Genomic DNA, 21,296 nt, shown 5'->3' with positions numbered 1-21,296 from the left:
AATTGAATAAATAAATGTTCATGATTAATTAAGGTGAATTCATGAAAAAACAAATAATGTGTAAACTATATTTATTAGGAGGTGATAGATATTGGTGCTTTATAGAGATGTAGTTATAAAACATGGTAAAGGGCTGCATGCTAGAGTTTTAGCTATGGTTGTTCATAAGGTAAGTGAGCTTCAGAAAAAATATAATGTGGAATTTTTTATAATATATAAAAACAAGAAAAAAGTACCTGCTACCAGTTTAATGCCATTAGTTTTGTTGAAAGTAAGAAAAGGTGAAAAAATAACTGTAGAAGCTCATGGGGAAAACCCAAATGAAGCTTTAGATATTTTATGTGATGTTTTACAAAGTGATTTTAATTTAGAAGATAAAACAACAATAAATGAAGTGGATAGTATAATAAATGATAATACAATAACTTTAGAACAAGTATTTAGTAATATACCAAATGGCATTATTGTAACAGATGAAAATGATTTGATCAATATATTTAATAATGAAGCAGAAAAAATACTAGAAATATCTGCTATGGAAGTTCTGGGTAAAAAAGTACATACAGTTATACCAGAATCTAATCTGCATAATATAAATAAATTTGGTAGATCTGAAAGAATGGTAAGGGAAATAATAAATGGTAGGATACTTCTTATTGATAGAATACCTATAATAATTGATGAAAAATCTAAAGGAGCTCTATCTGTATTTAGAGACATTTCTAACCTTGAAAAAGTAAAAGATGAATTAAAAGAAGTAAGGGAGTTAAAAGAAAGATTACAGTTAATATTAGAAGCTGTACAAGATGGAATCTGTGTTATAAATGAATATGGGTATGTAACCTATGTAAATAAAGCTTATGTTAGAATTTTAAAGGAGAAAGAAGAGAATTTAATAAATAAAAATATTAAAGAAATTTCTCCTAATGGAGCTAGAAGTAAGGTGCTTAAGACAGGGAAGAGTATTATTGGTGCCATAAGTTATAAGAAAAATGGGATAAATATAGTATCTAATGTTAATCCTATAATTATTGACGGGAAAATAACAGGGGCAGTATCAGTAATAAAGAATGTAACAGAAATTCAGAATTTATCAGAAAAGTTAAATAAGATATCAGCAAAGGCTGAATATTTAGAAGAAGAACTTATAAGAACAAAGAAACCTGATTCAGCTTTTTCAAAATACATAGGTTATAGTGGAAAAATTATAGATGCTTTGGCTACGGCTTTTAAAGCAGCGCGAACTAATACCACTATATTAATAAGAGGCGAAAGTGGCACAGGAAAAGAGTTGATAGCAGAAGGAATACATTTTGCAAGTACAAACAGTGAGGGTCCTTTTGTGAGAGTAAACTGTGCCGCTATACCGCAAAATTTATTGGAGAGTGAACTTTTTGGTCATGAGAAAGGTGCTTTTACAGGGGCTATAAAAAGAAAGTTAGGAAAGTTTGAGTTAGCTCAAAATGGAACTATATTTTTAGATGAAATAGGTGAAATGGATAAAAATATGCAAGCTAAAATATTAAGAGTAATTCAGGAAAAAGAATTTCAAAGAGTTGGCGGAGAAGAAACTATAAAAATAAATGTAAGAATAATAGCGGCTACTCACAGGAATTTAGAAGAGATGGTAAAAAATAAGGAGTTTAGAGAGGATTTATACTATAGGTTAAATGTAATTCCTATATTTTTGCCACCTTTAAGAGAAAGAAAACAAGATATAGCGCCATTATTAGAACACTTTATAAGTAAGACCAGTAAAAAAGTGAACAAAAAAATAGATTTAGTAACTAATGAAGCTATGGAGGCCTTGTTACAATATAAATGGCCTGGAAACATAAGGGAATTGGAAAACCTAGTGGAAAGAGTAATGACACTAAATGAAAATAATATTATCCATATAACAGATCTTCCACCTTATATGAGGGGAGAGATCAATGGAGTGGAGAGCATAATTAAACCTATAAAAAATAATTATATAGAAAAGATTATTGAAGAGGAAGAAATATTACCTTTAGAGGAGTATGAAAAGATAATAATAGAAAAGGCCTTAAAAAAATATGGTAGTTACAATGCTGCGGGAAAGGCTTTAGGGCTAACTCATAAAACCGTAGCGGCTAAAGCTAGAAAATTTGGCATTGAAAAAAGGTAGTTTGGAACTAATAAAGGAAGTTTAGCATAAAAAAGATAGTTGGATACTAAAAAATATATATGGATACTTAAAAAAGAAAATTAGGTAATAATATAACTCAACTTTCGCATATAAAGTTCAAGCTCTACATTAGATTAATAGGGGTTTTGAATTTAGAATGTAAAATAGTAGGTAAGAGGTAAAAAGTAAGAAGTAAGAGTGAAAAGATAAGAACTAATAGGTAAAAGGTAATAGTTGTGGTGAAAATTCAGCAAAGCTGAATTTTCACCACAACTATTACTAGATGGTCTTATTTATTTGCAAATTAATTATAAAAAACTCCTAGAGTTTTATCCTTAACTCTTACTTCTTAGCTCTTACCTATTACTTACTTGAAAATTTCAATTATAGTTAGTTTCTAAAAGAGCTTTATTCTTCATTTTAAGTTTTATATTTATATTTTATAATTGCCAAAGTTGAATAATATAAGAAATAAATATCATATTGGTAAAAAGTATCATGGTAAAAAAGAACAGCATGATACTTTTTGCAATAAAAAGAATTGCTTTTAAGATAAATATGTAAATGTTTACTAAAGAAATCTATGAAAAGGGTTGCAAACACAAGGTTTAAAAATAATCTTAGATTAAGACATTAATTTTGGCATAGATATTGCTCATATATAAAAGTGTAAAAAATAAATCCTAAAACAAAAAGGAGGAGAAAATTTTATGACACACTTTTTAGCAGAGCTTATAGGAACATTATTATTAGTATTATTAGGAGATGGAGTTGTATCCAATGTGGTTTTGAGAAAATCAAAAGGAGAAAGCTCAGGTTGGATAGTAATAGCTACAGGATGGGCATTTGCAGTAGTTATACCAGTTTATATAGTAGGTAGTATAAGTGGAGCACATCTTAACCCTGCAGTAACCTTAGGTTTAGCAGCTATAGGTAAATTTTCATGGACAGAAGTACCAAGTTATTTGGCAGCACAGTTTATAGGAGCGTTTATAGGTGCTGTACTTGTTTGGATTCACTATTATAAGCATTTTGAAGAAACAGAGGATGCAGGGCTTATACTTGCGGCATTTTCCACAGGTCCAGCTATTAGAAATAATTTATTTAACTTCTTAAGTGAAGCACTTGGAACAGCAGTTTTGGTATTTGGAATATTAGGAATAACATCACAGAAGCTGGCAGATGGAATGGCACCTTTTGCTATAGGAATTTTAGTATGGGCAATAGGACTTTGCTTAGGAGGTACTACAGGTTATGCAATAAACCCAGCTAGAGATTTAGCACCACGTATTGCACATGCTATATTACCAATAAAGAATAAAGGAAAATCAGATTGGGCTTACGCATGGATACCAGTTTTAGGGCCTATAGTAGGAGGAATTGTAGGAGCTATAATATTTAACGCAATATTCTAATAATATAATTGTTCATTAAAAATAATATAAAAAAGTAAAAAAGGGGCTGCCTAATTAAAGAATTTACATATGACATATTGTCCTAAAAATTTAAAACTAGCACAATATATTGTAGTATCTATTCTTAGTGCAACAGCTCCAGAGATAAAGATAATTTAACTTCTATGAATAACATTATACTAATAACAGTATACTAAATTTTAAAAAAGAGAGGAAGAGGGCTATGAAAAAAATAATAAATAATCCTAATTTAGTAGTGGAAGATATGTTAAAAGGAATGGTAGCTGCACATCCGGAATATATTAGAAAATTAGAGAATGCTGATGTTTTAGTTAGAGTAGATTCTCCAGTGGAAGGCAAGGTAGCCTTAGTAAGTGGAGGGGGAAGTGGCCATGAACCAGCTCATGGTGGATATGTAGGAAAAGGAATGCTTGATGGTGCGGTGGCAGGAGCGGTGTTTACATCACCTACACCAGATCAAGTATATGAGGCTGTTAAGGCTGTGGATTCAGGAAAGGGGGTATTATTAGTAATAAAGAACTATAGCGGAGATATTATGAACTTTGAAATGGCAAAAGATATGGCGGATATGGAAGGAATAAAGGTGGAAGCTGTAGTTGTAAATGATGATGTAGCAGTGGAGAATAGTACCTATACAGCAGGAAGAAGAGGTATAGCAGGAACGGTCTTTGTACACAAGATAGCAGGAGCTAAGGCAGAAAATGGTGGCAGTTTAGAACAGGTAAAAGCAGTAGCAGAAAAAGTAATAGCAAATGTAAGAAGTATGGGTATGGCTATATCTTCATGTACAGTGCCAGCGGCAGGAAAGCCAAACTTTACCCTAGGAGATAATGAGATGGAGATTGGTATGGGTATCCATGGCGAACCTGGAACGCATAGGGAAGAAATTAAAACAGCAGATGAAATAACTGAACATTTAGTGAACAAAATATTTGAAGATATGCCGTTGAATAATGGAGAAGAAGTAGCAGTTATGATAAATGGCTTAGCTTCAACACCTCTTATGGAACTATATATTGTAAATAAAAAAGTTAATGAGATGCTAGAGAAAAAGGGAGTAAAAACCCATAGAACTTTTGTTGGTGAATTTATGACATCTCTTGAAATGGCAGGATTTTCAGTGACTATTTTAAAACTTGATGATGAATTAAAACAATTATTAGATGCACCGGCAGATACACCAGCTTTTAAAGTTATATAGTTATATAGTTGCATAGTTATATAATTGTATAATTGATACATTATAGTTGTAAATATTATAGTTGTAAATAGAAAATATTTTAAAGCCTGAGAGGAGTAATATTGTGAGTATTAAAGGAAAAAGAGTTATAGAGATATTAGAGAAAATAAGCGACAAGATGGATGAAAATAAAGCATATCTTTCAGAATTAGATGCTACTATAGGTGACGGAGATCATGGATTAAACATGAGTAAGGGTTTTAAAGCTGTAGTAGAAAAATTAAAAGATGATGATGGAAGTGATGTAGCAGGTATATTAAAGAAAGCAGGCATGGCTTTAGTATCTAATGTAGGAGGAGCTTCAGGTCCACTATATGGTACTGCTTTTATGAAAGCATCAGCGGCGGTAAGTGGAAAAGCTGAGATTGATATAAATGATTTTGTAAAAATATTGGAGGAGGCCCTTGAAGGAATAAAGATGAGAGGTAAGGGACAAGTTGGAGAGAAGACTATGATTGATGCTATAGAACCAGCTTTAAATGCTACCAGGGAAGGAATAGAGAAGGGTCTTGAAACTAAGGAAGTTCTAAGGTTAGCTAAAGAAGCCGCATATGAAGGAGTGGAATATACTAAAGAAATAATAGCTAAAAAAGGAAGAGCAAGTTATCTTGGAGAAAGAAGTATAGGGCATCAAGATGCAGGAGCTACCTCGTCTGCAATAATAATTGAAACTATTTATGAAGAAATAAATTAGGTATAAATAAACTATATTGAAAAAAATAAATTAGAAATAAATCAGATATAAACAAATTATATTGAAAGAAATAGAGTTAGATAAATTGTCAATTAAAAATAGAAGGAGAAAATACATGGTAGGAATAGTGATAATTTCACATAGCAAAAATATAGTAGATGGAGTAGAGGAGCTAGCAAAGCAAATGGCACCAGAGACTCCTATAGCCACAGCAGGAGGTACAGGAGATGGAAGAATTGGTACTGATGTAGAGAAAATAATCAGTGCTATAGAAAGTGTGTATTCAGAAAATGGAGTAATTATCATCTTTGATTTAGGTAGTGCCTTTATGAATGCGGAGATGGCAATAGAGTGTATGGATGATAGTAAGAAAAGTAAAATCAGAATAGTTGATTGTCCAATAGTTGAAGGAAGCATAACAGCAGCAGTAGAAAGTAGTATAGGAAAAAATGTAGAACAAATTGAAGAAGCTTTAAAACCTATGAATTTAGGAAAAATGCCTTAAATAAAATTGTATATAGTATTAAATAAATTTTATCCCTTTAAACCCCTTAAATAGAATGAATATTTAAGGGGTTTAAATAAATTGTAATAGTTGTTAACTGTCCCTAATTTATATAATAGTTGTTAACTGTCCCCAATTTTTATCCCAAGATAAAGTTATAAAAAAATAGGAAAATAGTTGTAAATAGTTAAAAAATAATAGATAATTCACTTTCTATAGAAATTATCCATAGCTGTAGAAAATCATATGTGTAACAAGTATAATTCAAAGAAAATACTCAGAAAAAAGTTAAGTTGGGAGAGTGTAACATGGAAAAAGGAACTTTATTTAAAAACATAGCAGAAGCAGTGATTGAAATGGAAGAGGATACAGTAGTTGAGTTATGTGATAAGTCTTTAGAACTGAAAATACCTGCTTATGAAACAATAACAAATGGCCTTATAGCAGGAATGAATGAAGTCGGAAGACTTTATGAAGAAGAGGAATATTTTTTACCAGAAGTATTAATATGTTCAGATGCCATGAATGCGGGATTGGACAAAGTTAAGCCTTATTTAGATAAATCTGTAGTAGAGAAACCTATTAAAGTGGTTATAGGAGTAATTGAAGGTGACACACACGATATTGGAAAAAATCTTGTTAGAATAATGATGGAAGCAGCGGGATTTGAGGTACATGATTTAGGAAGAGATGTACCATTAGATGAATTTATAGAAAAATCAGAAGAAATTGAAGCAGACATTATTTGTATGTCAACATTAATGACTACCACTATGGATGGAATGAAAACAGTAATTGATAAGTTAGATGAAAACGGTATTAGAGATAAATATAAGGTTATGATTGGAGGAGGCCCAATATCTAGTAATTTTGCGAAAAGAATAGGTGCCGATTTATATACTAAAGATGCTAATGAGGCAGTGAGAAAAGCAAAAGCAATGATGGGGGTAGCGTAGGATGCACGTAAGGGAAGATATAATGATATCTAAAGATAGGGTTATGGCATTTTTACAAGGTAAACCTGTGGACAGAATCCCTTGTATGCCAATTGTAACAGCAAATGCATCTCATTTGATAGGTAAAACCATTAATGAGTTTCAGTTAGATCCTCAAGTTATGGCAGATTCTTATATTGCAGCCTATGAAAGATTTAAGTATGATTTATCATATCTTTTTACAAACACATCTTTTGTTGCAGAAGCTATGGGACAGGAGCTAGCATATTATGAAGACGAGCCTGCATGTACCCTTGATCATGTAATAAAGTCAAGAGAAGATTTGAGCAAAATCAAGATTGCGGATAAAAACGATGGAAAGTTTCCTGTATTTTATCAAGCTTTAGATATATTAAATGAAAAACTTGGAGACAAGATAGTGTCAGCGGTATGTTTTTCAGGCCCATTATCTACTGCAGCAACATTAAGAGGAACTGAAAATTTCGTAAAGGATATGTATAATGATCCTGAATTTTGTATTGAGTTACTTAAAATGACTACTGAAACTTGTAAAAACTTCATGAAAGAAGTTATAGCTCATGGAGCAGTTCCTATAATCTTAGAACCAATTTCATCAGGAAGTTTGCTTAGCCCTAGAATGTATAAGAAATTTTCTTTGCCTTACACTAAAGAATTAATAGATTTAGCTCATAGTTTAAATACAATAATTCCGCTACATATTTGTGGTAAAACCCACAAAATTATTGATCTTATGGCAGATACAGGTGCTGATATTTTAAGTATAGATATTTGCGATTTGAATATAGCAAGAGAAAAAGTTGCAGGTAGAGCAGTAATACTTGGAAATATAACACCAGCAAATGAATTGTTATTTGGAACAAGAGAAGAAATATTAGAAATATGTAAAAAGACAATAGAACAAATGGAAGGGTATGAAGGTGGATTTATTTTAGCTTCAGGATGTGAAATTCCTAAGAAAGTACCTTTTGAAAATATAGATGCATTGGTGGATTCAGTAAGAATTTATGGAACTTATGACTATCAGAAATAGGAGGTGAACTGTTGCAATAAATCTATAAAAAGAGAATCGATTAAATTTAGCAGAGAAATTTAGCAGAAATATAATACACTAGGATGTTATAAATGTCTATTTTAATTTCATAATTTGTTATAAAATTTGCTCATTTAAAGATTTTTATAGATTATTGGCAACGTCTTTGTAGTGAATCAGAAAGAAAGACTATTAAGGGTTTTAAAAGGAGAAAAAGTTGATAGACCACCAGTTATTTGTCCTGGTGGAATGTTAAATGCATGTGTAACTGAAACACTTGACCACATTACTGGAAATCATAATACAGAAAAAGAGGCTATGATTGAAGCAGCAAAAAAGGTTTATAAGCTTACGGGGTTTGAAAACTATGGGGTTCCATATTGCATGACTATTGAAGCGGAGCCTCTTGGAGTGAAACTTGATGTAGGAAACAAATTTGTAGAGCCAAGAGTTATGGAGTATAATAGCAATCCTTTAGAGGATATAATGGCCGAATATTCAGTTGTGCCTAAAGAGGAAAAGAGAATGAAGATGGTACTTGAAGTTATAAATGAGCTTAAAAATGATGAAGTACCGGTGATTGGAAGTATAACTGGACATGTAAGCACAGCAACATCGATAGTAGATCCTCTTATGGCATTTAAAATGATAAGAAAAGAACCGGAAAAGCTATACAAATTTTTCAAGTATGTAAATGATTATTTAATAGAATATGCTATTGAAATGATTAAAGCAGGTGCTGATGTAATAGCAATTTCAGATCCTACAGCTACAGGAGAAATACTTGGAAGTAAAAACTTCGAAAAGTTTGCAGTACCATTATATAAGGAAATTATATCTGCTATACATAAATTAAATGTTCCTGTGATTATTCATATCTGTGGTAATACAAGGACTATAATAGATAGTCTTAATTTAATAGGTGCAGATGCAATTAGCTTTGATTCTATAGTAAATTTAAGAGATGCAAGAAGAAGAATAAGCACAAGACTTATGGGAAATGTGAATACGCAATTGCTTCATACAGGAAAGAGGGAAAAAATAATATCTATAACTAAAAATTGTATAGATTCAGGAACGGATATTGTATCCCCTGCCTGTGGATTAAGTATGGGGACGCCTGTGGATAATTTGAAAGCTATGACAGAGTATGTTAAGAAGGGGATATATGAGTAATGGTTAAAGTGGTTTTTAAAAATGAAAATATTGAAGTTCAAGTAGAGAAAGGAACCAAGTTAACAGATTGCATAAGAAAGGCAGGTCTCCATATTGAAACTCCATGCAGCGGCATAGGCATGTGCGGTAAGTGCAAGGTTAAAGTAGTAGGGGAGTTATATCCTCCTACTGCTGAAGAAAAGAAATTTACCCATGAAAAAGATAATATTAGATTGGCATGTCTTGCTAGAGTTAAAGGCGATGTGGAGGTAGAGTTATTAAATTCTAAAAAGGTTCTTAAAACAATAAATAGAGGATATTCAGTAGATGCAGAAATAGATAGTTCAATTAAAAAAGTAAAATTGCCTATGAAAGATAAGAAAAATTCTACGCCTTATGTTGAATTTATTGATTATGATATAAATTCTGTGGACATATATGAAAAGATTGCTCAGCTTGAGAAAGAAAATGCTGAAGAGATACAAGGTGTTGTTTGTAATAATTATCTTTTAGATATTGGAAAATATTTTGGAGATATATTAGGAGTGGCAATTGATATTGGAACTACAGGAATGTCTGCTTATTTAGTGAATTTAGAAGATGGTGAAGTATTAAATAAGGTATCTTCTTTAAATCCTCAAACTCAATATGGTGGAGATGTATTAACAAGAATAAGTTACTGCATTAACAATGAAAATGGAACGGAAATACTTAGAGATACTATAGTTAATAAAATTAATGGTATGGTAAGTGAACTTTTAGATGGAAAATTTAGTGGAAATAATGTATATCGTATTATGATTGCTGCAAATACAACAATGCTTCATTTATTTTTAGGTGTAAATCCAAAATCTATAGCCAGGGCACCTTATAGATCCGTATTTTTAAATGAACTTAATTTTAAAGGTAAAGATATTAATATAAGCATAAATCCAGGTGGAATTGTAACGCTTCTTCCTTCAGCATCGGGATATGTTGGTGCGGATATAATATCAGGGGTTATAGCTGTAGGATTTAATGAGAAAAAGCATTCTTCAATTTTTATTGATATAGGTACCAATGGAGAAATTGTTGCAATTTCTAAGGGAAAATTAGCAGCTACTTCTACTGCAGCAGGACCAGCCCTAGAAGGCATGAATATAGATTGCGGATGTAGGGCAGAAGAAGGAGCGATAGATACTTTTTCTATTGATAAAGATTTTAATATAAATTATACAACTATAGATAACGTTCCGGTAAAGGGTATCTGTGGAAGTGGACTTATGGATATTGCAGCTAGCTTAGTAAAAAACAAAATTGTACTTTCCAGTGGAAAGTTTAATCCTAATTTGGATGAAAGAGTTAAACACAGATTGAGAGATAAAAAATTCTATATAACTGAAGAAATTTATATATCACAAAAGGATATAAGACAGATTCAACTGGCAAAAGGTGCAATTGCCACAGGAGTAACAATGCTTTTAGATGAAATTAATGTTTCTATAGATGAAGTGGAAGAGGCTGTAATTGCCGGCTCTTTTGGATATCATATAAATCCTGAAAGTATTATGGATATCTCACTTATACCTAAGAATTTTAAAGGTAAAATAACTTTTGTGGGCAATTCATCTATTGAAGGGGCTAGATTGGCACTTATTAATGATAATATGCTTAGAAGTATGACAGCGGTGAAATCTAATATAGAGGTTTTGGAGCTTTCTACAAAGCCAAAGTTTCAGGAATATTTCGTTAAGGAGTTAAAGTTTTAGAATTTAGTATTATACGATTACCCCACAATAAGGTACAATGTAGTGGAATTATGAAATTTCTCCTCCATGACTTGCATAAGAGCTCGGAACAATAAATTTAATTTAAGAAATTCTAATCTTTTAGCCATATAAAATTATCTAACGCTCACATTCAGCGTCCTGCCTCAGGTTCGCTAGTCTGGCGTCCTTGCCAGGCTTACGATAATTTTATCTGTCTAAAAGAAGAATTTCTAAAATTAAATTTAAACAGTTCCTTTGCTTCTTATGCAAGTCATTCCAGAGAAATTTCATAATTCAGGTAATGTAATGCTTTTTGTGGTTTAATCATTATACTAATATGTTAGGAAAATAAGATTATAGAATTTATAATACATTCAACTTTCGCAGTTAAAAAATAAAAATATTAAATGAAGAATAAAGATCTTTTAGAAACTAACTATAATTGAAATTTGCAGGTAAGAAGTAGGTAATAGGTAAGAGCTAAGAAGTAAGAGTTAAGGATAAAACTCAAAGAGTTTTTTATAATTAATTTGTAAGTAATAGGTGATAGGTAATAAGTAATAAGTAAGAAGTAAGTAATAGGTAATAGGTAAGAGCTAAGAAGTAAGAGTTAAGGATAAAACTCAAAGAGTTTTTTATAATTAATTTGTAAGTAATAGGTGATAGGTAATAAGTAATAAGTAAGAAGTAAGTAATAGGTAATAGGTAAGAGCTAAGAAGTAAGAGTTAAGGATAAAACTCAAAGAGTTTTTTATAATTAATTTGTAAGTAATAGGTGATAGGTAATAAGTAATAAGTAAGAAGTAAGTAATAGGTAATAGGTAAGAGCTAAGAAGTAAGAGTTAAGGATAAAACTCAAGGAGTTTTTTATAATTAATTTGTAAGTAATAAGTAAGTAATAGGTAATAGTTGTGGTGAAAATTCAGGTTTGCTGAATTTTTTAAAGAAACTCTTACCTTTTACCTATTATGGGAAAGAAGGTTTTTGTTTTTGAAACAGGATATTTTAGAATCTAAATTTACATTTAAGTGTGCTGGAGATAATTTTGAAGCAGTACCCAAAAATATAGTTGAAGAAAATGGCATATGTTTTCCAGTAGCTCATACAAATAAGGAAGATATAAGTCTTTTGGCTAGAAAATTAAAAGATTATAGAAAAGATAGTATATGCAGGATACCTTTTTGTGCTACTGTTGAAGCTGAGGCTATAGGAGCAAATATAAAGCTTGGTGATGAAAAAACAGGACCAAGAGTGGAAAGTTACGTTTACAGTAGTGTTGAGGAATTAGAGCATATAAGAGGGATAGATTTAAATAAAGGTAGAATAAAAGAAGTATTGTGTGCAGTTGAGGATATTAAAAAGCAGGGAGAAATAGTTTGTTTAAATGTAGAAGGCCCTTTTACAATAATTTCTTCTCTTGTAGATCCTATGATTTTTTATAGAGGTATAAGAAAGAATAGAGATATAGTTGATAATTTTATAAAGATTATTGAAGATAGTATTGTAAAGTATATTTTAGAAGGAATAAAAAAAGGTGCAGATATTATATCTTTTGCTGATCCTGCAGGGGCTATGGATATAGTTGGACCTAAGATGTATAAGGATGTAAGCGGAAAAATTAGCCTTAATATATTAAAAAGAGTGCAACCATTTTTGAATAACTCTATAATTCACTTATGTGGAAAGACCTCCACAGCATTTGAGCAGTTGGGTTTTTGTGAATCAGCTCCTATAGAGTTTGATGAGAACCTCACTTACGGACAAGCTTTACTTAAATTATTAGAACAAAGTAATGATATAAAAATAATAGGACATTGGTGCATAAAAAGGACCCCTATAAAGAAGAGAGAGCCAATAATATGGAGTATAAACCTAAAATAAGAGTAAAATGGAATAAAAATAAAATTAAAATAATGATAAACCTAAAATTAGAGTAAAATGGAATAAGAATAAAGTTAAAATAACGATAAACCTAAAATTAAAGTAAATTTGAAATAAATATAAATTTAAAATAAATATGAAATAAAAATAAGATTAAAATAAGTGTTTCGTAAATTGCATCCTAAGAGGGTGCAATTTTTTTACAGTTTATTTAAAGTACGCTAATATAGAATTCATATTCTTTTTATATGTTATTATTAGTAACCCATTTAAATTTCATAGATATAAAATTGTTATTTTTTATTTAGGCGAAAATAAAAAATAACAAGATGGCTATTTAATAAATGTCGTGTAGCATAAAATGGTAAATGTCTACAATCGGATTGATTTAGCAATTTGTATATAATCACCATAACTAATAAGAACAATGTTGAATGCAGTAAAACAGAATTTACCATATATTACTACACAACATATATAAAGTGGCCAACAAGATAAATAAAATGTAATAAAATGATTAATCTACAATAAGGTACAATGTAATGGAATTATGAAATTTCTCCTCCATAACTTGCATAAGAGCNAAGAGCTAGGAACAATAAATTTAATTTAAGAAATTCTAATCTTTTAGCCATATAAAATTATCTAACGCTCACATTCAGCGTCCTGCCTCAGGTTCGCTAGCCTGGCGTCCTTTTAAGGCTTACGATAATTTTATCTGTCTAAAAGAAGAATTTCTAAAATTAAATTTAAACAGTTCTTTTGCTTCTTATGCAAGTCATTCCAGAAAAGTTTCATAATTCAGGGAATGTAATGCTTTTTGTGGGATAATCATAAAATATCATAATAAAATAAAGGAGTGATAAGGTTTGATTTCAGTGAATAACTTAGTTAAATGTTATGGGAATCATAAGGCATTAAAGGATGTGAGTTTTCATGTAAAAAAGGGTGAAATACTTGGCTTATTAGGACCTAATGGAGCAGGGAAATCTACTACTATGAATATTATTACAGGATACTTGTCCTCTACGGAAGGAAGTGTAGAAATAGGTGAATGTGATATATTGGAAAAACCCTTAGAGTCAAAAAAGAAAATAGGATATCTTCCAGAGGTACCACCTTTGTATACGGATATGACTGTAGAAGAATATTTGAACTTTGTAAGCAACATTAAAAAAGTTCCAAAAGCTAATATAAAAGAGCATGTTAAAGATGCAATGAATAAGGTAAAGTTAATGGAAGTAAAAGATAGATTGATTAAGAATCTGTCTAAGGGATATAAGCAAAGAGTAGGTATAGCCCAAGCCTTAATAGGAAATCCAGAAGTGCTTATTTTAGACGAGCCTACTGAGGGATTGGACCCTAAGCAAATCATTGAAATAAGAAATTTGATAAAAACCTTAGGTGAGGATCATACAATAATTTTAAGTTCTCATATTCTTTCAGAAGTAAGTGCAGTATGTGAAAGAATTATAATTATAAATAATGGAGAAATAGTAGCAGAAGGAACTCCAGAAGAACTATCTAGACAGCTTAATTATAGCAGTAAAATTTTATTAAGAATAAAAGGGTCTTTTGAAGAAGGCAATGCAATATTAAAATCATTAGAAAATGTAGAAAACGTAGAGAATATAGGTACTGTGGAAATAAACACTACAGATATAAATGTAGGAGCTAAAAGGGATAAAGACATAAGAGAGGATGTATTTAATGCATTTAAAAATACCAGTGTTCCTATTCTTATGATGAAACCAGACAATATATCCTTAGAGCAGATATTCCTAGAAGTAACAAAGAATGAAAGTGAGGATATAAAAAATGATTAATATATTTAATAAGGAAGTTAAATCTTATTTTCGTTCTTCCGCAGGGTATATCTTTCTAGTTGTATTTTTATTACTTGCAGGGGCGTTGTTTAGTTTAACAAATCTAATGCCTGGAAATGGGTTTTACACAGATACCTTATTTAGCTTTGTATTTATATTTTTATTTTTAACGCCTATTTTAACCATGAGGACTATATGTAGTGAAACTAAGGAAAAAACTGACCAGTTACTTTTAACAAGTCCCTTAAAAATATGGCATATAGTTTTAGGTAAATTTTTTGCGGCTTCATCCATATTTATATTGGCAGTAGTTGTAACCTTCTTGTTTCCAATTATTCTTAGTAAATTTGGAAAAATTCCTACAGGTGAAATTATAGGAGCTTATATAGGCTTTATTTTAATAGGTATGAGTTTTATATCCATAGGTATTTTTATTTCTTCTTTAACAGATAATCAAGTAGTTGCAGCTATAGGTACTTTTGGCGCTTTATTTATAATATGGATAGCTGAGTGGATAAGCAGTGCACTACCTACAAGTGTAAATTCAGGTTTGATTTTTGCTACAATATTAGTATTTATAATAAGTTTTTTAGTTTACCGAAATATTAAAAATAAATATGTAGCCTTGGGTATCTCTATCTTTGGGATTTTAACTATGGTGTTTATTTATTTTAAAGATAAAACACTTTATGAAGGACTTTTAGTAAAATGTTTCCAATGGTTTTCTTTGATAAAAAGATATGAGTCTTTCAATATGGGTGTATTGAGTCTTAATTCTATAGTGTACTATATAACATTTTGCGCCACATTTCTATTTTTAACTATACAAATAATATCTAGAAGAAGATGGAATTAGGGGGTGCTTTAGTTGAAAAAATTATTTAATAATAGCAATAATAAATTTCATAACAATGATAAGACAGCTAATAATAAAATATCTAATAGCAGTAATAACAAATCATTTAAGAATAATAATAACAGATTATCTAAGAATAGTAAGAATAATAACAGAAGAAATTTAAAACAAGCTAGCATAGCGACTATTAGTACAGTAATATTTTTAACAGCCATTATAGTCATAAATTTATTAGTGGGAAAAATAGATTTAAGCAAAGATCTTACTAAAAATAAAATGTTCACTTTATCAGAACAAACAAATAAAGTATTAGATAATTTGAAAGAAGATATAAATATATATGCATTTTATGAAACGGGAAAAGAAAATTATACTGTAAATACTCTTTTAAAGGAATATCAATCTAGATCAAAACACATTAAAGTAATGTATAAGGATCCAAATAAAGATCCTCAGGTTGTGGAGAAATATACCAAGGATAATGAGAAGCCCCAGATTGGTTCTATAATAGTTGAATGTGGATCAAAATTTAAAGTAATAGATGAAAATTCGTTGGTCAATATTGGTTATGATGCTAGTGGTAGTACAACTATTGATTCTCTGGCAATAGAACAAAATATAACTTCAAGAATAATAAGTGTTACTTCTTCAAATTCAACTACTGTATATTTTTTAGAAGGTCATGGTGAAGCAGCTTTATCTAGCCAGATTTCAAAACAATTGGAGTTAGAGAATTTTTCAGTGGACATGGTAAATCTCTCCATGAAAGATGCAAAGCTAAAAGATAACTCAACACTTATTATAAATTCACCAAAAAGAGATTTATCAGAGCCAGAAACTAAAACTATTAAGGAGTTTTTAGCTAAAGGTGGAAAGACATTATTCTTAATGGATTTGGTTGAAGATACAATGCCTAATTTTGATTCTTTATTTAAAGAATATGGAATACAGGTACAAAAAGCTATAGCAGTTGAGTCCAACAGTATGTTTGTTACACAAAACCCACTATACTTGCTTCCGAAGCAGCAATCTCATGAAATCTTAAATCCTTTAAATAATAGTAATTTACGTACTTTAATACCAGGAGCTCAATCTATAAAGATTTTGGACAAACCTAAAAGTTCTTTAACTATACAGCCTTTATTGGTAACTTCCGATAAATCCTGGGCAAAAACAAATTTACATTCTGATACTGTAGAAAAAACTTCTTCAGATATTAATGGACCTTTAAATGTAGCTGTAAGTATTACTAATAAAATATCCTCTGATAAGGAGTCTAGAATCGTAGTTGTTGGAAATGGCAGTTTCATAAATCCTCAAATATCTTCTTTAAGCAGCAATGCTAATTTAGATTTCTTTATGAATTCTGTAAACTGGTGTGCTGATAGAAAAGATAGTTTGTCTATAAGACCTAAGAGTTTTGAAGATTATTCTCTTCAATTAAATGCATTCCAAAAGCTTACCTTTACAGGAATGGTTGTTATCCTAATACCAGGAATAGTTTTAGTTTGGGGTATTACAGTTTGGCTTAAGAGAAGGAAAAAATAAGGGGACGGTTAAGAACTAGTTAACAACTATTAAATAATAAAATAACAAGAAAATAAAATAAAATAAAATAAATAAAAATAAAAATATAAAAATATTGGGGACGGTTAAGAATTATTAGCTAAATTTAATAGCAAAAAGTTGTTAACTGTCCCTGGTTTTTTGCTGGTTTTTTGTTTTTTATATTTTATAGTTCTTTTATTTTATACAACGGCCCTTAGTTTTCTTATTTTTTTAAGTTTTTATAGTTCACGATTTTGGCCAACGGTTTTTACTAACTGTTTTAAAAGTGAGTAGTAGGTAAAAAAATTTTAAAAATTAGTTTAAAAAGCAAAGAACAAAGTGTTTACAATAATATGCAAGAGTAGTATACTTAAATTATATAAGAAAATGATAATCATTATCAATCGACTACTGAAAAGTATTGTTAATTTCTGATTTAAAATATGGAGGGGTTTATGAGTGTTTTGATTGTAGGCGGAGACAAATTAGGCAATATTACAAAAAAATTAAAGGATAATGGGGTTTCAAACATAAGGCATATAAGTGGAAGAAAATATGGAGATAGGAAATTAAAGATTCCAAGTACAATAGATTTAGTTTTGGTTCTTACAGATTATATAGATCATCCGTTAATGAATATTATAAAAAATGAATCAAAGAGAAATGGTGTAAAAATAATGTATGCTAAGCGTTCTTGGACACATATAGAAAATAATTTTAAAAGCTACATTAGAGAGAGCTGAAATGATTAAAAGATTAATATATAAGTTTAAGCAACAGCAAATGTATCATGATATAATTGAAAGTTTAGTGGCAGCTCTTGAAGCAAAGGATAACTATACAAGGGGTCACTCTGATAGGGTTGCTCATATGTCTTATGAGCTTGCAAAAAAAATAGGAATTAGGGGAGTGGAACTTGAAAATATTCATATAGCAGGGCATCTTCACGATATAGGAAAAATTGGAGTTCCAGATACAATATTAAATAAAAATACAAAATTGTTGCCTCATGAATGGCAGTATATAAAGATGCATCCTGAAATAGGCTTTAATATCTTAAATAAATCGAATAAATTAAAAAATATAAGTAAAATTGTATTGTATCATCATGAAAGATGGGATGGTAAAGGTTATCCTAAAGGAATAGGGGGAACAGATATACCACTAGGTTCTAGAGTTATTGCGGTGTGTGATTCTATAGATGCCATGACTTCTGATAGACCTTATAGAAAAGCTATGAGCTTTGAAGCGTGTATTGATGAGATTATTAATAATAAGGGAATAATGTTTGATCCTGTTATAGCTCAATATGTAGAAGACAACATTCAAATTATAGAAAGCTTTTGGAGAATAGATAAATATGATTCAACCACAAAAAGGTACAATGTAGTGGAATTATGAAATTTCTCCTCCATGACTTGCATAAGAGCTTGGAACAATAAATTAAATTTAAACAGTTCATTTGCTTCTTATGCTAGTCATTCCAGAGAAATTTAATAATTCAATCACATTATACCTTATTGTGGGTTAAGCATAAGAATTAGTTTTCCACAAAAGGTTATATATAAAAGGTTTACTTCTTAAAATTATTTATATTGTTAAACATTTAAGGAAAGTAGGGACGGTTAAGTAATATTAGTTAAGTAATTAGTAAAATTAGTTAACTAGTTATAGGGACTAAATTAGAATATACACATTGTTTGCTAGCTAATTATATAGTAGTATTATGCTTATACATTTTAATGAATTCAAGTAATATAATGTAAATTTAATAAAATAAAGGTTGATTATATTATTTAAGTAAGGAGACGTTTATTATGATAACAAAAGATGAAGAGCAAGGCAGAGCATCACTTGTGATATCAGCTTTAATTTCACTAATAGTTGCGGTGTTGAATATAAAATCTAATCATTATTTTTATGGGGTTAGCATGATTATAGTGTTTATTTTGGTTTCCATTGAAGTATATAGAAAATGCAAATTAATTAAAAAGTGAAGGAGTATAGATATGGATAAAACTTTAGTTTATGTTACAGGTAATGATGTTAAGTTTAATGTTGCTTTACAAGTATTTACAAATACAGGGATAGTTCTTTTACAAGAGAAATTGAGTACTCCGGAAATCCAGAGCAAAAATGTGCAAGAAGTAGCTATATACTCAGCTAGCTGGGCAAGTAAGCAGTTAAATAAGCCTGTTATAGTGACAGATGCTGGATTTTATATTGAAGCTTTGAATGGATTTCCTGGTCCATTTATCAAGTTTGTAAATGAGTGGTTTTCTGCAGAAGACTATATTAATTTAATGCAAGAAAAAAACAATCGTACTATTATTATTCAGGACTGCTTAGCGTATTGTTGCCCAGATGGAGAACCCGTTGTTTTCACTGGATCATATAGAGGAAAATTAGCAAATGAACCTAGTAGAAAATCTGGTACTTCAATTGAAAAGATTTTTATTCCTGAAGGTTATGACCGTCCTATTTCAGATATACCTCAGGAGGAAATGATATCTTATTGGAGTAATGGTGAAATAATGAGTAAGTTTAAAGAGTACCTTTTGACTAAAAATAGGTAAGAGTAAAAATAGACCTGTAGATGATAAAAGATAACTTTTCTAAAAAATATAAGGCATGAAAATAGAAGTGTACACGTAGAAAATCAGCTAGATGAAAAACAAAAGCTACAATTTCTAATATGTAAAAAAATTCGAAGCTAGATATAAAGAGCTAGTTTCGAAAAAAGATTAATTATTATTCATTACAGCCAGTATAAAAAGGAAAAGTATTGCATCAACCAAGAAGTAAATCTTAATTAATGATAAGGAAGGAGTAATTATATGTGTAAAATTCAATAGTTCAACATGGTTAATTGGTCCTAGATACCAAATAATAACATATAGTATTTCAAATAATTTGCTATTTCCGGTCAATACACCTAGCACAAGTGCAAGTGCAGGTATAAGCATTGAAGCTAATATAAACATTAACAATCCCATAAAATTATTCGTGATAATTAAGCGTAGTGCAATTCCACTACCCATTATCATGGAAATAATTGTTCCTGCAATAAAAATACATGGCAAATGTCTTTGAAGATAATGTTCACAAGAAAAAACTATTTGGTCCATATTATGACGTTTTTCTATACTACCCATTTGAGACCAAATTGCTATAGGCCATAACCAAGCAAAAGGTAAAATAAAATTTTGCGCTATTTGAATAGGAGTAAAAACACATGCTGCAATTAATCCTAAAGCAATTAATTTCCACCACCAACTTAGTCCACTAAGTATAAAATTAAGTTCAGCTTTAACCATATTCCAAAAATTAAATTTAATTGGAACAGTAGTTAATTTTTTTATACTAATACTTTTTAATATTTTTACTGTATTATAAGTATTTTCTTCAGGTATTTTTAGGTTATCTCTATTCTTTTTACTTCTTTTTTGATTTACTTTAGATGATTTAGATAAATCAAAACGATCAAAAAATGCAGAAGCTAATAATACTATACATATTGCAATTATGATCCATACAAAACGCTCAATTAGAAATAATGAATTCCAATCAAAACCTTGCCAAAGTATTGACTTAATAGAATATTCTTGGCAATAACACCAACTAAGACCACCCACATTTGGGCATATGTTTGAGATATTTTCACAAATACTACCTAAGCCAAATATATTAACGGTATTCATCATATCTAATGTAATTAATAATGTCCATAGAAAAAAATACATTATGTTTCCAAAGGAACCTCTTAAAAAAGGTATAGTTTCAAATAACACGGATATTGAAGCTATCAATAACATACTTGGTAAAGCAATAATTAAAAATGGAGCAAAAAGTTCCCAAAGATTTATTACTGTTTCACCTCTTATAATATTCAAAATGAAAGCTACAATAGCAATAATACATACTATTACTGCAAGAACAAAAAAATTGCTAAGCATCTTTCCTAAAAGATAAAGTACTTTGCTAGTGGGAGTAGTTGCAATTATTTGCCCAACGCCTGTATTATAATCACGTTCAATTGAATTTTTTACAAGATAAAAACCAAATAACGATAGGATCATAACTACCAACACAACTATTGCACTTCCGATAAATGAAGAATTATAAACTGCTCTATATTCATTATTTAAAACTAATCTAAGGGCCTTTCCTTTTTGATTAACTGGGGGTAAGGTAAAAAATGATAGGAGAGTTATTACACCTATTGTTATTAAAAAACTGTATCGTCTAGTA

The 21,296-nt window shown here is 30.0% G+C and carries 18 protein-coding genes; 17 read left to right on the top strand and 1 reads right to left on the bottom strand.

Translation table 11 applies throughout. The annotated features are described in order from the left end of the window. Window positions 1-94: 94 nt before the first annotated feature. The 17 genes from C1715_RS18895 (at window position 95) to C1715_RS18815 (ending at window position 19,621) form a co-directional block, all read left to right on the top strand. Entirely contained in the window at window positions 95-2,149 is a 2,055-nt protein-coding gene (locus C1715_RS18895) for a sigma 54-interacting transcriptional regulator (protein WP_242972018.1), read from the top strand. A 710-nt stretch (window positions 2,150-2,859) separates the two neighbouring features. Beyond that, window positions 2,860-3,564 (top strand): MIP/aquaporin family protein, encoded by a 705-nt coding sequence (locus C1715_RS18890; protein WP_102401871.1) that lies wholly within the window; start codon window positions 2,860-2,862, stop codon window positions 3,562-3,564. Between the two features lie 223 nt (window positions 3,565-3,787). Then, complete coding sequence (dhaK, locus tag C1715_RS18885) at window positions 3,788-4,786, top strand: dihydroxyacetone kinase subunit DhaK (RefSeq protein ID WP_102401870.1); 999 nt, start codon at window positions 3,788-3,790, stop codon at window positions 4,784-4,786. Window positions 4,787-4,889: 103 nt separating this feature from the next. Continuing rightward, complete coding sequence (gene dhaL / locus C1715_RS18880; RefSeq protein ID WP_102401869.1) at window positions 4,890-5,519, top strand: dihydroxyacetone kinase subunit DhaL; 630 nt, start codon at window positions 4,890-4,892, stop codon at window positions 5,517-5,519. Window positions 5,520-5,634: 115 nt separating this feature from the next. Then, window positions 5,635-6,024, top strand: coding sequence for a dihydroxyacetone kinase phosphoryl donor subunit DhaM (gene dhaM / locus C1715_RS18875; protein WP_102401868.1), 390 nt, complete (start codon window positions 5,635-5,637; stop codon window positions 6,022-6,024). 308 nt (window positions 6,025-6,332) lie between these two features. Beyond that, window positions 6,333-6,980 (top strand): corrinoid protein, encoded by a 648-nt coding sequence (locus tag C1715_RS18870; protein WP_102401867.1) that lies wholly within the window; start codon window positions 6,333-6,335, stop codon window positions 6,978-6,980. A gap of 1 nt (window position 6,981) precedes the next feature. Then, on the top strand, window positions 6,982-8,031 hold the full coding sequence (locus C1715_RS18865) for a uroporphyrinogen decarboxylase family protein (RefSeq protein WP_102401866.1): 1,050 nt from the start codon (window positions 6,982-6,984) through the stop codon (window positions 8,029-8,031). 171 nt (window positions 8,032-8,202) lie between these two features. Further along, window positions 8,203-9,207 (top strand): uroporphyrinogen decarboxylase family protein, encoded by a 1,005-nt coding sequence (locus C1715_RS18860; RefSeq protein ID WP_102401865.1) that lies wholly within the window; start codon window positions 8,203-8,205, stop codon window positions 9,205-9,207. Beyond that, on the top strand, window positions 9,207-10,934 hold the full coding sequence (locus tag C1715_RS18855; RefSeq protein ID WP_102401864.1) for an ASKHA domain-containing protein: 1,728 nt from the start codon (window positions 9,207-9,209) through the stop codon (window positions 10,932-10,934). Before C1715_RS18860 ends, C1715_RS18855 begins: the two co-directional genes overlap by 1 nt. Window positions 10,935-11,924: 990 nt before the next feature. Next, on the top strand, window positions 11,925-12,815 hold the full coding sequence (locus C1715_RS18850) for a uroporphyrinogen decarboxylase family protein (RefSeq protein WP_207654989.1): 891 nt from the start codon (window positions 11,925-11,927) through the stop codon (window positions 12,813-12,815). A gap of 869 nt (window positions 12,816-13,684) precedes the next feature. Next, complete coding sequence (locus tag C1715_RS18845; RefSeq protein WP_102401863.1) at window positions 13,685-14,641, top strand: ATP-binding cassette domain-containing protein; 957 nt, start codon at window positions 13,685-13,687, stop codon at window positions 14,639-14,641. Next, a complete protein-coding gene (locus C1715_RS18840) occupies window positions 14,634-15,497 on the top strand; it encodes an ABC transporter permease (protein ID WP_102401862.1) in 864 nt (287 codons plus the stop codon). Before C1715_RS18845 ends, C1715_RS18840 begins: the two co-directional genes overlap by 8 nt. Before the next feature lie 12 nt (window positions 15,498-15,509). Beyond that, a complete protein-coding gene (locus C1715_RS18835) occupies window positions 15,510-17,045 on the top strand; it encodes a GldG family protein (protein ID WP_102401861.1) in 1,536 nt (511 codons plus the stop codon). Window positions 17,046-17,500: 455 nt separating this feature from the next. Continuing rightward, complete coding sequence (locus C1715_RS18830; RefSeq protein ID WP_102401860.1) at window positions 17,501-17,788, top strand: DUF2325 domain-containing protein; 288 nt, start codon at window positions 17,501-17,503, stop codon at window positions 17,786-17,788. A 1-nt stretch (window position 17,789) separates the two neighbouring features. Next, window positions 17,790-18,446: an HD-GYP domain-containing protein gene (locus C1715_RS18825; protein ID WP_102401859.1), complete on the top strand. Its 657-nt coding sequence runs from the start codon at window positions 17,790-17,792 to the stop codon at window positions 18,444-18,446. 416 nt (window positions 18,447-18,862) lie between these two features. Beyond that, entirely contained in the window at window positions 18,863-19,042 is a 180-nt protein-coding gene (locus tag C1715_RS18820) for a hypothetical protein (protein WP_102401858.1), read from the top strand. 12 nt (window positions 19,043-19,054) lie between these two features. Next, the gene (locus C1715_RS18815; RefSeq protein ID WP_102401857.1) at window positions 19,055-19,621 is read left to right on the top strand and encodes a non-canonical purine NTP pyrophosphatase; all 567 of its coding nucleotides are present in this window, start codon (window positions 19,055-19,057) and stop codon (window positions 19,619-19,621) included. A gap of 168 nt (window positions 19,622-19,789) precedes the next feature. Here the strand turns inward: C1715_RS18815 and C1715_RS18810 are convergent, their stop codons facing one another. Then, entirely contained in the window at window positions 19,790-21,124 is a 1,335-nt protein-coding gene (locus tag C1715_RS18810; RefSeq protein WP_146005415.1) for a hypothetical protein, read from the bottom strand. Window positions 21,125-21,296: the final 172 nt, after the last annotated feature.

Origin of the sequence: Haloimpatiens massiliensis (assembly GCF_900184255.1) — a bacterium.
GTDB classification, from domain to species: Bacteria; Bacillota; Clostridia; order Clostridiales; family Clostridiaceae; genus Haloimpatiens; species Haloimpatiens massiliensis.
This window is presented reverse-complemented; position numbering and strand designations above follow the sequence as displayed.

Coding starts and splice junctions, on each gene's coding strand:
- C1715_RS18890 (WP_102401871.1), top strand. CDS start 2,860: ATGACACACTTTTTAGCAGAGCTTATAGGAACATTATTATTAGTATTA.
- dhaK (WP_102401870.1), top strand. CDS start 3,788: ATGAAAAAAATAATAAATAATCCTAATTTAGTAGTGGAAGATATGTTA.
- dhaM (WP_102401868.1), top strand. CDS start 5,635: ATGGTAGGAATAGTGATAATTTCACATAGCAAAAATATAGTAGATGGA.
- C1715_RS18870 (WP_102401867.1), top strand. CDS start 6,333: ATGGAAAAAGGAACTTTATTTAAAAACATAGCAGAAGCAGTGATTGAA.
- C1715_RS18865 (WP_102401866.1), top strand. CDS start 6,982: ATGCACGTAAGGGAAGATATAATGATATCTAAAGATAGGGTTATGGCA.
- C1715_RS18855 (WP_102401864.1), top strand. CDS start 9,207: ATGGTTAAAGTGGTTTTTAAAAATGAAAATATTGAAGTTCAAGTAGAG.
- C1715_RS18840 (WP_102401862.1), top strand. CDS start 14,634: ATGATTAATATATTTAATAAGGAAGTTAAATCTTATTTTCGTTCTTCC.
- C1715_RS18830 (WP_102401860.1), top strand. CDS start 17,501: ATGAGTGTTTTGATTGTAGGCGGAGACAAATTAGGCAATATTACAAAA.
- C1715_RS18825 (WP_102401859.1), top strand. CDS start 17,790: ATGATTAAAAGATTAATATATAAGTTTAAGCAACAGCAAATGTATCAT.
- C1715_RS18820 (WP_102401858.1), top strand. CDS start 18,863: ATGATAACAAAAGATGAAGAGCAAGGCAGAGCATCACTTGTGATATCA.
- C1715_RS18815 (WP_102401857.1), top strand. CDS start 19,055: ATGGATAAAACTTTAGTTTATGTTACAGGTAATGATGTTAAGTTTAAT.
- C1715_RS18810 (WP_146005415.1), bottom strand. CDS start 21,124: ATGATCCTATCGTTATTTGGTTTTTATCTTGTAAAAAATTCAATTGAA.